This is a genomic window from Lysinibacillus sp. RS11 (assembly GCF_042019215.1).
Taxonomy (GTDB): Bacteria; Bacillota; Bacilli; order Bacillales_A; family Planococcaceae; genus Lysinibacillus; species Lysinibacillus xylanilyticus_A.
Genome location: NZ_CP168124.1, coordinates 465,918 through 479,078, shown reverse-complemented (window position 1 = coordinate 479,078; position 13,161 = coordinate 465,918). Strand labels below are relative to the sequence as shown.

The 13,161-nt window shown below is 39.0% G+C and carries 8 protein-coding genes; 1 reads left to right on the top strand and 7 read right to left on the bottom strand.

From position 1 onward, the window contains the following. Nucleotides 1-70 precede the first annotated feature (70 nt). From AB9L17_RS02455 to AB9L17_RS02425, 7 genes are all read right to left on the bottom strand, one after another. Nucleotides 71-2,263 (bottom strand): DNA topoisomerase III, encoded by a 2,193-nt coding sequence (locus tag AB9L17_RS02455; protein ID WP_223554476.1) that lies wholly within the window; start codon nt 2,261-2,263, stop codon nt 71-73. A 413-nt stretch (nt 2,264-2,676) separates the two neighbouring features. After that, on the bottom strand, nt 2,677-3,747 hold the full coding sequence (locus tag AB9L17_RS02450; protein ID WP_375200006.1) for a glycosyltransferase: 1,071 nt from the start codon (nt 3,745-3,747) through the stop codon (nt 2,677-2,679). A gap of 190 nt (nt 3,748-3,937) precedes the next feature. Continuing rightward, nucleotides 3,938-4,690 (bottom strand): hypothetical protein, encoded by a 753-nt coding sequence (locus AB9L17_RS02445; RefSeq protein WP_375200005.1) that lies wholly within the window; start codon nt 4,688-4,690, stop codon nt 3,938-3,940. Between the two features lies 1 nt (nt 4,691). Further along, the gene (locus tag AB9L17_RS02440; RefSeq protein WP_375200004.1) at nt 4,692-8,474 is read right to left on the bottom strand and encodes a DEAD/DEAH box helicase; all 3,783 of its coding nucleotides are present in this window, start codon (nt 8,472-8,474) and stop codon (nt 4,692-4,694) included. 869 nt (nt 8,475-9,343) lie between these two features. Beyond that, nucleotides 9,344-9,898 carry an NADPH-dependent FMN reductase gene (locus AB9L17_RS02435; RefSeq protein ID WP_049667893.1) on the bottom strand — a complete coding sequence of 185 codons (555 nt, stop codon included), beginning with the start codon at nt 9,896-9,898 and terminating at the stop codon, nt 9,344-9,346. Between the two features lie 185 nt (nt 9,899-10,083). Continuing rightward, complete coding sequence (locus tag AB9L17_RS02430) at nt 10,084-10,434, bottom strand: hypothetical protein (protein ID WP_375200003.1); 351 nt, start codon at nt 10,432-10,434, stop codon at nt 10,084-10,086. 107 nt (nt 10,435-10,541) lie between these two features. Next, nucleotides 10,542-11,393 carry an oxidoreductase gene (locus AB9L17_RS02425; RefSeq protein ID WP_375200002.1) on the bottom strand — a complete coding sequence of 284 codons (852 nt, stop codon included), beginning with the start codon at nt 11,391-11,393 and terminating at the stop codon, nt 10,542-10,544. Between the two features lie 305 nt (nt 11,394-11,698). Between AB9L17_RS02425 and AB9L17_RS02420 the strand changes: the two genes are divergently transcribed. After that, nucleotides 11,699-12,742, top strand: a complete 1,044-nt coding sequence (locus AB9L17_RS02420; RefSeq protein WP_223554486.1) for a PseG/SpsG family protein — start codon at nt 11,699-11,701, stop codon at nt 12,740-12,742. Nucleotides 12,743-13,161: the final 419 nt, after the last annotated feature.

The window sequence follows — 13,161 nt, the reverse complement described above, 5'->3', positions numbered from 1 at the left end:
TGAAATCAAATTTTTTCCATAGTTAAAATAAAAATGTGCAAATCTAAAATTAGATTTGCACATTTTTTGCCTATTCATCAAACTTCATCCCTTTTAATAAATCCGCAAACGCATTATTAATCGGTTCTGCTTCTTTTTCTTGCTGCTTCATATATTTTTGTACGCTACGTTTATCTACCTTACCGCCGCCTTCTTTTTTACGGCGGGCTTCAAATGCAGATAATTTTTCACGATAGCCACATTTACATACGAAGATTTGGCCATCACCTTCACCACGTAGTTCTAGCTTTTTCTTACATTGAGGGCATCGTGCATTTGTAACACGAGATACGTTTTTACGATGACCACATTCTCGATCTTGGCAGACAAGCATTTTGCCCTTTTTACCATTGACTTCAAGCATTGGCTTGCCACAATCAGGACAGGACTTTGTAGAGATATTGTCATGTTTGTATTTTTTATCACTTGATTTAATTTCAGATACTATTTCTTTCGTATGCTTTTTCATTTCATTAATAAATACTTCTTTTTTAAGCTTGCCTTTAGCGATCAATTCTAGCTTTTGCTCCCACTCAGCTGTTGTCGCAGGGGAACGTAATTCTTCAGGTACTAAATCAAGCAATTGACGACCTTTTGAAGTAATATAGATTTCTTTACCGCCGCGTTTTTCGATTAAGAATGAATTAAAGAGCTTTTCGATAATATCTGCTCGTGTTGCAACTGTCCCTAGTCCACCTGTTGATTTCAACGTATCTACAAGCTTCTTATCATTCGTTTCCATATACTTCGTAGGATTTTCCATAGCTGATAGCAATGTCGCCTCTGTAAAGCGTGCTGGTGGTTTTGTTTGACCAGATGTTTGAGCGATTAGCTTTGTTTTTAATACTTGTCCTTGTTCTAAACGAGGAAGCATTTGCTCTTTCACATCATCCGATGACTCTTCATCGTCAAAACGATTTTGATACACTTCTTTCCACCCAGCATTTATTACGGTTTTCCCTTTGGCAATAAATTTCTCATGACCAATTTGAGCTTGTACTGTTAATTGCTCATATTCTTGTGCTGGGAATAATACAGCTAAAAATCGCTTTACTACTAAATCATAAATTTTACGCTCTTTATCATTGAATGCCGATAAATTCACATAGCCTTCAGTTGGAATGATGGCATGGTGATCGGATACTTTACTATCATCTACAAATGATTTATTCGCTTTAATTGGCTTTGTTAAGATCTTATTTGTTAATGTACGATATTCGCCAATGCCACATGCTTTTAGACGCTCAGGTAATGTACCTACAATATCAGACGATAAATAACGTGAATCCGTACGAGGATATGTCAGTACTTTATGAGATTCGTACAGCTTTTGCATGATATTTAATGTTTCTTTTGCAGAATAGCCAAATAATTTATTGGCATCACGTTGTAATTCTGTTAAGTCATAAAGACCTGGGGCAAATGACTTTTTAGGCTTGCGGTCAATTCCAACAATTTTTGCATCTTGGTTGCCTAATGCTTTTACAATACCGTCTGTTTTTTCTTTATTAAAGCTACGTGAATTTCCGTTCGCATCTTGCCATGTCAGCTTTAACGAATCTGTTTGTGCTTCAATGCCATAGTACGTTTGTGGTTTGAAGTTTTTAATTTCATCTTCGCGTGCGGCAATCATTGCAACCGTTGGGGTTTGTACACGACCACAGTTCAGCTGTGCGTTAAATCTTGTTGTTAGCGCACGTGTCGCATTTAAGCCAATGTACCAATCTGCTTCAGAACGAGCGACAGCAGCAGCATATAAATTTTCATAGTTTTTACCCGGCTTTAAATTAGCAAATCCTTCTTTAATAGCTTTATCTGTGACAGACGAAATCCACAAACGTTTAATCGGCTTTTTCACATTTGTTTTTTCTATAATCCATCGAGCAACTAATTCCCCTTCACGTCCAGCATCAGTAGCCACAATGATTTCATTTACATCATTACGTGTTAATTGTGATTTGACCGCATTAAATTGCTTACCTGTTTGCTTCATCACGACTAGCTTCATTCGTTCTGGTAACATCGGAAGGTCTTCTAAATTCCATGTTTTGTATTTATTATCGTAGGCTTCTGGATCGGCTAATGTTACTAAATGCCCTAATGCCCAAGTAACAATATATTTGTCACCCTCTAAAAATCCGTTCCCCTTTTTATTACATTTCAATACATTTGCTATATCACGTGCAACTGAAGGTTTTTCAGCAATAACTACACTTTTAACCATATATTCGTACTCCTTTACTAACTATGTAATGTCTAATATACCATAAGTTCGAGGTGGAAATTGAGTAGAGCCACTACTTAGTCTTTACAATGGTCATTGTGGGAGAACTGATCGGCTTGCTGGAAAACTATCGAGTAAGACGATTAATTTAAAAAGCAAATTCACGAAAATTGTGAATTTGCGCTTTTTCTATGCTTCAAATAAAAATATTAAATATCAACTGCATACTCTAACTCTCAAAACATATGTTGAGTTAACAGAATGTTCACAAATTCGAAAGGGGATGGATGAATGGATGCTCGAACTTTCAGACCTCGGAATGTGATTTTTATGACGATTGTTGTTTTTGTATCGGTGTTAATTGGTTACGGTATATATATCAATTTTATTGATGTTCCCTTTCCATGACGGCCTTACTTCTTTAACTGACTTAACAAGTATTTTCGGTTGTCTAGTATGCGCTGATCTTTTGGCTTATATTTCCGTGCTTCCTCATTATGTTGATGGGCATTTTCATAGAGACGCAAACGATTGTATAACAAGCTTAACTGTAAATGTGGAAGCCATGTAGAATAAGCGTGCTTGTGAATAGCCATTGTCTGTTCTATAGGTTGCTGTAACGCTTGTGAATACCAATAAATCGCCTCTTTATTTTTCAATTGCTCCATAAAAAAATGACCAATTCGACAGCATGTTTCGGGTCTTGGTCGATCATACAATAAAGATTTTAAAACAGCTTGGGTTGCTTGTTTTGCATCGTGTAGTTGTTGGTGGCAATCCGCTAAATTTAAGCAAGCCTGAATATTATTATCAGTAGAGCCTAGTGTGGAATCTAGGAAATTATTATAGTGATTAATAGCTTCTAAAAATCGCTGATGATTTTTGAGTTCATTAGCATAATGAAATGTATCTCTAGCTGAAAATGGGTGCCCTTCTTTCTTTAAACGCTCATAAATACGAATATTACGATGAACTTCACTTTTTCTTGGCAAATGCATAACCGCTATATCGCTATGATAGAGCTGGCCCGATACATCTAAATACTCATGGACGGCACCCTGCCACTGAAAATTACTTGCACGTTTGACAAGACGAAATCTTTTTTCACTAGATTCTACACAGCCATCTGCATCTAGCGTTACATAATATTCCATTGAAACAGCATCGACGTTAGGATAGAGAGATTTCTTAAGCTGAAGTAGCTTATGCTGATGTTCTGTTGTCATCACATCATCTGCATCGAGCCATAAAATATAATCTTTCGTTGCTTGCTGGAAAGAAAAGTTACGGGCTTTGGAAAAATCATCACACCATGTAAAGTCAAAAATTCTAGAGGTATAGCTTCGGACGATATCTTTTGTACGATCAGTTGAGCCTGTATCAATAATATTGATTTCATCCACTAAATGTTGAACGGAATCTAGGCATCTTTCAATAATACATTCTTCATTTTTGACAATCATACATAAACTAATCGTTAGCATCTGTCCCCTCCTTTTTTTTGTATTAATATATGCAAGCTTGAAAATTTATCGAGGCATTTTTCCATTTTATCGTCTAACTTTTTTATTTATCGCTCAACTTTTTGAATTTATCACTCAACTTTTCCGTTTTATCGACATCCACCTCAAAAAGCACAAAAAAACGAACGCTATACACGTTCGTTTCTTCAACTTATAGGTATTTTTCACGCCATTGTAGCTGTTCTTTTTCTGTGAGCTGTTGTTCTAAATAAGAATCCCATTGATTTAACAACGCATTCCAGACACGAACAAAGACAATATCCTGTTCTTTATTGTAAAGAACAAATTCAAGACATGGGATATCATTTATTTGTTTAGCGTCTGTTTGGAAAATTTTTGAAATGATTTTTTGAGAGGCTCCAGCTTGTTCATCATCCTCTTGCTGCAATGCATCTATTAACATCACTTCTTCAAAATGCTCCTGCTTCTCAGCCTCTTCATCCACATAGCGATATAGCTCTGGTAGATCGTCATATTCTTCCACATTGTCCTCATCGACAGTAAGAAATGCAAGATGGCATGGGCTATAGTAAAGGTTGGCCATTTCAACATCTAGCTCCTCTTCAAAGATACCACGTTCCAGTTGCTGCTGCCCTTTAGATGTTAATCTATAGAAGTTTTCCTTTTGCTCAATAAGACTGGCTCGAGACATTAATGATACTAAATCCTCAATAAATAACGGATCGACTAGCAATAACTCACTTAATTCATGTGTACTTGCAAAATCCGCTTCCTGTATGCTTATTAACAGCATCGTCATTAAGACGTCCATAGTGGAACGGCGAACTGGCTCATAGGTCACTTCTACTGTGCGAATCGGAATACACCATTCATCAGTTTTGATAATTTTAATATTTCGATTTTGCTGCAGTTCACGCATTAAGCGCTGCTGTAATTTTGACACTCTACATCACCTGTCCTTCATGATTGCGCAAGCCGTTATAGGATTTCACTGTATCTAACAGATTACTGTACATCTCACGTGTATCTTGATGTTTCGCACGTTTGGCAAACATCTCCGCACTTCCGACAAGTAGTAAGAGCTCTCGGGCACGAGATAAGGCAACGTTTAAGCGGCGATAATCTTTTGCAAAGCCAATGTCTCCCCCTTTAGGTGTATTACGTACCATACTGACTAATATGACGTCCATCTCCATACCTTGGAACTTATCGACTGTCCCTGTTCTAAATTGAAGATGTGGTAACTGTAATTCCTGTTGAAGAAGGCGATTAATTCTCTTTACTTGCTCCCCATAGAAGCTAATAACTCCAACGCTTTTTTGTGCATCTTGTGGCATGCGACCTGCCTCTTTTGCTGCGATAACAGCATCATTTAAGTCTATTAAAATACGACGAATTGTTTGTAATTCACCCTCATTATAACGACTTGTTCCTCCCTTCACCTGCTCCTCTAGATAAGGTTTTTCGGTAGGAATATCAATCCACATTAAATGATCATCACGGCTCACAAATTGCCCTTCTAGGCTATGGTCTCGCGCTGCATCGGAATCTGGTAAACCACATTGCAGACCATTTTCCTCTTTTGCGTAAAATGGCGTAATACTATGCATAATTTTTTCATGCATACGGTATTGCAATGCCAGCATTTGTTTATGTGTTTGCGGCAAATTATTAAATAAGCGTTCAAATAGTGATTCACGCAATAAATTTTTCAATTCCTGTGCGCCATCAAAGTTTGGATTTTCATCTAACATTGCCTTTAACGTTTCCTCTAACGTGTCATCTCCAAGTAGTGGAGGTAGCTGATGGTGATCGCCCACTAAAATAACTTTCTTACCTTTAAGCATCGGTAATAGTAGCTCTGGTGGTGTTGCCTTTGATACTTCATCAATAATGACAACATCAAATGTCGGGTAGTTCTCCATAAATTCCTTACTTGCTGAAGCAACGCATGTTGTACCGATGACATTAGCGTGGCGCACATATAATTTACGAATTTCATCTAAATCATATTCCGTAGCGTTTTGCAGCTTGTCACGCCATTGCTCTTGTAATTTTTTTCGAAGAGGCAGCTGCTGTTCCTTGCGCTGTAATTCCTCTAGCACTGTTTCGGAGGATACAATTGCTTCCTCTACTTCCTCGAAAGTGCGCTCTGGTGTTGATTGCAGGAGATTTGTACATGCTGTGAGCTGCTTTTCCTTCTTCAATCCAGCTATATTAATTTCTTTTATACGTTCTTCTACTTGTGCAAGCTCCTGTTCAATCTCTTGTAAGCTATTCTGCGCTGTTTGAAGGGCCGCTTTCTTTGGTAGGAGCTGTGTATGAGCAAGTTCAACTGCCTCAAGCTGTTGACGTGCTGTTTGAAGAGAAGTCTTTGATTGCGATACGAGTATTTTTAAATGCTCTACAGATTCCTCTGGCTCAGCATCAATTTGGAATGCCTCAGCTAGCTGCTGAAGTCGTTCTGTATGCTGTAAAAATGGCTGCAATTGTCGCTGTAAGCTTTGGACGTCGAAGCTTGTAATTGCACACTCTTGATGTATTAGTCCACCAATATTTTTACGTAAGGACTCAAACTCCTGATCTTTATGCTCTTGTTGTTGTTTAAGAGCTACACCCTTTTGCCAGACAAAGTCACGACGCATATATAATCCGAGCAAGAAGCTCTCAATTTGTTCAACAGGTGGGGTTTGATCATCTTCAAAGGCTTTATTAAGCTTGGCAAAAACACCTGTGAGATTTTGCAACGAAAACGATTGAACTGGCTGTAATCTACTTTTAGCAAGGGCACGTTCCTTTTCTTCATATGCTACTAATGCTTCAAGCTTTGTGATAGCCTTTTGTAGACGTCCATTAATTGTTGACCATGCTTCTAAATCCTTGGCGTCCTCTAAATGCTGTAACCGATTGATTTGTTGTGTCAGCACATAGGAAGGGCGAACTTGATAGTGCTGTAAAAATCGTTGGATTCGCTCATAGGACGTTAAATTGCCGATATATTTTTCCGCTTCCTTCATTAATCGAAGCCGGTTACTTTCCTCTTCATATTTCGATTGAATATCTTTGAACTGCAGGGTCAGATGCTGCTTTTGTTCTTGCAGCTCCTTATATTGAGCAGACGCTTCCAATTGCTCCATCTTTTGGGAAGTTTCTTCTATAGTAAGCTTTAGCTGCTCTATTGATGGGTTTTCAGCAATGGTCTGCTCCAGTGTCTTTACAGCAGGCTCGATTTGCGCCAGCTGTTTTTCGTAATGCTCTTTTTGCGCCTCGCACTCCTGCTGTTCAGCTTTTGCAGCCTTCAATTCTTTTTTTAACGCTTGGATTTCCTGCTGTAAAATAGGCTCGTCTATTGCAGCCTGTTCTTTTGCAGCTATTTCTTTTGTTAGGTCCTCAAGCCATTCCTTAAGCTTTTCTTGCTCTTCCTTAGCTTTGATTAAACTAGATTTCAGTTCCTGCTCACGTTCAGTAAATGCTGTGATTTCCTCTTCAATCGCTGCAAGAGTTTGCTCACGCCAATAAAGCGCAACATTTTCTTCAATAAATTTTTTACCCTCTTCTTCAATACTTTCCGTTCTACCATAACGTAAAATTCGAATTTCTTGATTGGAAAGAAGTCGTCCCAATGCATTATCCACGGCTAGATTTGATTGAGAAGCTACAAGTGTTTTTAAACCAGCCTTGACATTTTGCTGACAAATTTCAGAAATAACGGTGGTCTTCCCTGTGCCAGGAGGTCCCTGAATCACATACAAATCTTCAACAGACAATGCCCCTAAAACGGCCCGTCGCTGATATTCGTTTAAATTATTGTGAAAATCAATATCGTCTCGTAGCTTTGCTGTTCGAACAGTTGGGCGTTTTTCAAATAGTATTGTCTCTAAATTAGGGTTAACGGCCTCACCTTTTTCTAGCTTTGTAAAACCATTGCGTAATCGTCTAATTTGACTCAATGTCGCAAAATTACTAAAGCTCGCTTGCTTAGAACGAAGGTTAAGTTGATCTTTACGTGCTAAATCCTGCACAAAAGGCTTTAAGTCAATTTCTATTGTCTGCTTCCCTGCATTAGCCTTTAATACTTGTCCAATTTCACCGCGTACCCCTTGAATGTTCACACTTAACCCTTCAAGCTTCTTCCATTCCTTCGATTTTATATAAGGGCAGACAATTGTCAGCCTAGTAAAATCTTCATTAAAATAGCTTTGCTTAAATTCGGTATGAATGTCATCAACAGTCGCATCACGTTCTTGAATTTTTAAATAGCCTTCCCAGCTCCCGATACGCTTTTTTACATATTCCGTGCGCTCCTCGGCTATTGGTAACTCTCTTATTTTTGTATGAAGATCAAGCGGAATCCCTGCTCCATTATTAGGTCTTGTGACAAATTGTAATGCTGCTGGTAGACGTCGGTTTGTATTAATCGGTCCTCGCATATGTACAAAACGAAGATTTGTAGCTAGCAATCCCTCAACCTTTAGCACACAATCCATAATGGCTGTTTTCTCGGCCAAGACATCCGTTAACTTTTCATTCTGCTCCGCATTAAAGTAAATCGATAAAAACGTTTCACCAAGTGTTTTTGCCTTACGTTTTTCGATGTAAACAGTGAAAGTTTTTTGTAACGCAAAAAAGGCATGCTCATTTGCTGAGCATTCCTCTACCGCTTCCTTCGCTTTATTTGTCAAAATGAGATTACAGCGTTGTTTTTCTAGTAAAGCTATGTCCTGCATGAGCAGCCCTCCCTTCCGAATCACTAAAGTTCAATTTTATCACATCGTAAAAGGATACATCAATTATGCGTCGGGATAATTGCGTCGGGAATCGGCCGGAGGCTTTAGGCCAACAAATGTTTTTTTGCGCGAAAGCGTAGTGCTAACGCAGCGTCAGCAGCATAATGTTTTTTGTGCGAAAGCGCAGTGCTAACGTAGCGTCAGCAGCATAATGTTTTTTGTGCGAAAGCGCAGTGCTAACGTAGCGTCAGCAACATAATGTTTTTTGTGCGAAAGCGCAGTGCTAACGTAGCGTCAGCAGCATAATGTTTTTTGTGCGAAAGCGCAGTGCTAACGTAGCGTCAGCAGCATAATGTTTTTTGTGCGAAAGCGCAGTGCTAACGTAGCGTCAGCAGCATAATGTTTTTTGTGCGAAAGCGCAGTGCTAACGTAGCGTCAGCAGCATAATGTTTTTTGTGCGAAAGCGCAGTGCTAACGTAGCGTCAGCAGCATAATGTTTTTTGTGCGAAAGCGCAGTGCTAACGTAGCGTCAGCAGCATAATGTTTTTTGTGCGAAAGCGCAGTGCTAACGTAGCGTCAGCAACATAATGTTTTTTGTGCGAAAGCGCAGTGCTAACGTAGCGTCAGCAACATGATGTTGGTCACTCAGTCGTGTGTTGTTGTTGTTGTTGTTGCTGTCGCTTCGCTTTCGCACAGATAAAAACTTGTTGCTGTCGCTTCGCTTTCGCACAGATAAATTGCCACAGGACGTGGCGCTCTTAGACTGAGTTCCTATATTTCAGCAGTGTTTGGACACCCGCTGAAATAAATTAAAAGAAAAATCCCCTGCACAGTGATTTCCTTCCACTGCACAAGGGATGAATTTTATTTTAATGTTGATCAATCGGTTCTTTCGGCAATGTTTTGCTCATTTCACAATACTGCACAAAAACACGAGCCAATTCACGTAAACGATTATGAACGTCTTCGTCGACAATATTATTATCTGCATCAAAGTGAGATGTGTGTGTGTAAACATAGTTCGGCGTTACAAGTGCACGGAAGTAGTCTAAAATTGGTTTCAACTGATTTTCTACTACTAAATGGTGCTGATACGTACCACCATTTGCCACGATCGATACTGGCTTATAGCGCATTGTTTTCGGATGCAAGAAGTCAAATGCATTTTTTAAAACGCCTGGAATTGATGCTTGGAAAATCGGTGTAGCGATAATATACGCATCCGCTTCCTCGAACTTTTGAATCATTTCCTTCATGTCATCATTTAACGGTGAACCGTCTACAATTTGATGCTTATATTGACTAAAATGCATAATTTCTAACTCGAAACTTGCATCTAATTCTTTAATATATTGCTCCACTTGCTCTAAAATAGCACCAGTTTTACGACCAAACATCGTGCCATCAACGAGTAAAATTTTCATTTTCACTTTGCCTCCACATTCATTTCTACAATAATATTGTAACAAATGAAAAGAGGCACGGAAAGAATTGTAGTGGTTAAAACCATAAATTCAGTCTTTAGGCGGAACGGAGTCTACACAGGAACTATTGCTACAGAAAGTGGACTTCGATACAGCGATTACTTGTTATTAAAATACTATTTGGTTCATATCGTGGAGTTGATTTCCGTTCCGGCTGGGCGCTTTGTTGCTGACGCTTCGCTTTCGCACAGATAAAACATTGTTGCTGACGCTTCGCTTTCGCACAGATAAAACATTGTTGCTGACGCTTCGCTTTCGCACAGATAAAACATTGTTGCTGACGCTTCGCTTTCGCACAGATAAAACATTGTTGCTGACGCTTCGCTTTCGCACAGATAAAACATTGTTGCTGACGCTTCGCTTTCGCACAGATAAAACATTGTTGCTGACGCTTCGCTTTCGCACAGATAAAACATTGTTGCTGACGCTTCGCTTTCGCACAGATAAAACATTGCCGCTGTCGCGCGCTTTCGCACAGAGCAAAGCTACCTGGGGGCGTCCGATGAGCCCCAAGGAGTCGCCCAGCCTCCACTCTCATCACTAATCTGCATAAAGATAATTCCCAATTTCAGCGATGAACCTATTATTTATTCTCACGATGATGAAAATTTACTTCTTTATCTACAACAGTTTCCTCTATTTTATATTTATCTCGATTCATCACGACTTCACGATTTACTTTATCTCCTTCAGCGTTAGCACCCGGTAATTTGCGCTTATCCCAATTAAATAATTGCTCTCTTGAAACATCCTCATCCTGCGTTTCAGGAAAATCTAACTTAGCCAATTCCTGAGATTGATAAACAGTAACAGGCTGTTTAGTACCGTGCTCCTGCAAAGCAATTACGATCATCGCCTTTGCAACCTGGGAGGCTTCTATAGACCTTGAGCGTTTTAGTGGCCCCACTAAAAGCGGCTTTACGAACTTTAAAACTTGCTCTCCTACTTTTTCACCTAAGCGAACTTCCTCTCTCTCCCCAACTAATAACGATGGGCGAATAATAGAAAGTCTCTGTAAGCCTATCTCCATTAAATCATGCTCTAGCTTTCCTTTTACTCGATTATAGTAAAATGGAGAATTTTCATTTGCCCCCATCGCCGTGATGACAAGCATATGTGGAATTCCTCGTTTTTTTGCTAACGAAGCTATCGTTAGCGGATATTCAAAATCAACTTTCTCAAATTCCTCACGCGATCCAGCTTTTTTAATTGTTGTTCCTAAACAACAATAGACCTCTTGCGCCAATTCGATATCTTTTTCTTCTAAAGTATCAAAATTACGAATTTTTACTTCTAGCTTTGGATGCGTAAATGCTAGTTCTCTTCGTGCAATTACTGTAACCGAAACATATTCATCATTCTCACATAATTGTTTGACAAGAGAGGTACCTGTTAATCCAGTAGCCCCTACAACAATTGCTGCGCGCATTCCCATTGGTTGTACCCCTTTCTGTGCTCTGTTCGCTCCAGAAGTCGCACTACTGGAAGAACGTAACATTTTATTTTTGGTAATGAACTAAAACAATCGTATGTATATTCCCGATAGCTCTACTTTATTTATCGGACAATGAAGGAACTCTTACTCTTTTAATTTTAGGAGTTTCGAAAAACCATTTATAAGCAATACTGTTAACGAACCCGGTATACATTATGTCAGAATTTATCTAATCCTAATTTTTTACACATACTTGACCATTATTCACCATAGTTTAAATAGACAGATGAAAGGATGGGATACATTTGCAAAACGAAACTCAAATGGAACTGAAAAAAACGATTGTTTTCATTATTGAAAGCTGTATTGATAAAGGGCTGTATCCTTTTGAACGGGTTGCAACGCTGGCAAAGCTACTTGCTAATGAACAAGTTTTCATATTTGTAAAAACCCCTTCAAATGATGAGATTCAAATTTTAATGAATGAAAATCTCGGCCCAATCTTATTTGAACATTTCGATGAGCTACCGAAGCATATGAAAAGTATTCAACCGGATTTAATTGTAAGAGATGGTCATAACTCCGAAAGCTGGCAAGTACAAAATTTACGACCATTCTGCAAAACAATCATTCATTTTGATGACTTTGGTGAGGGTGGTCAAGCCTGTGACTGTGTTTTGCTAGCACTCTATCAAGAAGTTAAAGATTATTTACCATCTCATTATATTGGGGGTAACTTCAACTTTGCATTACCGAAGGCTTACCAGAATTTCGAAAATAGACCAGATAGTAAAATACCTGAAAACCCACCTCATATTGTTGTTGCTTTTGAGGATGGGGACGAGCATAACTTAACCTACCGTACTCTTCGACACTTAACGCAGCTACAAATTCCACTACAAATTACAGTGATGATTGATGATAGCTATCGACATGCAACGGATGATTTGCAAATGATGGTGCTCAGTCGTCGTAATACTGCCATTCTTCGTGATAAAGACGCACTCCTAAAACTATTACCAAAAGCAGATGTTATCATTTGTAATTCTAATTATACACCTTATAAAATCGCCGCTTATGGTGTACCTTGTATTACACTTGCACAAACAGAGGCTGAACTATTACACGCCTTCCCTCGTGAACAGAACGGCTTTATTCACCTTGGATTAGGTCGCAAAATGAAGCAATCACAAATTCAAAACGCTGTCATGGAATTTTTATTACATGAGGCCCGAAGCGAACGAGCTGTAAAAAAACAACGACAGCTCAATTTAGTAAGCAACAATGAAGCACTACAGTCATTGCTTTTAGATTTCGCTTACGATCGACACAATATCGCTTCTACTTAGTGATTCTTTGAAGGTGGATATGATACAATATAGAAGAATTTTTCACTTTCACTTATCTTTCATTATAAGAAGTGAATTCAAGCAACATAAGTACCCGATTGATATTAACTAATGAGCGGTGGGGGATCAAAAAACCTCCATCGCTTTTACCTTCTTTCAGCAGGTGTTTGGACACCTGTACCTGTCGCTACGCTTTCGGTACAAAAGACACCTGCTGAAATAGGGGAACTCAGTCTAAGAACGCCACGTCCTGTGGCAACTACTGAGTGACCAACTTCGTGTTGGCCTAAAGCCTCCGGCGGATGTCATGGAATCGAAAAGGAGTTCTTTGTGTAAACACAAAGCCGATTCCAGACGCAATTATGCCGAGGCATAATTGATATACGCATTCGTTATAAAATAAACACATAAAAGGAGCA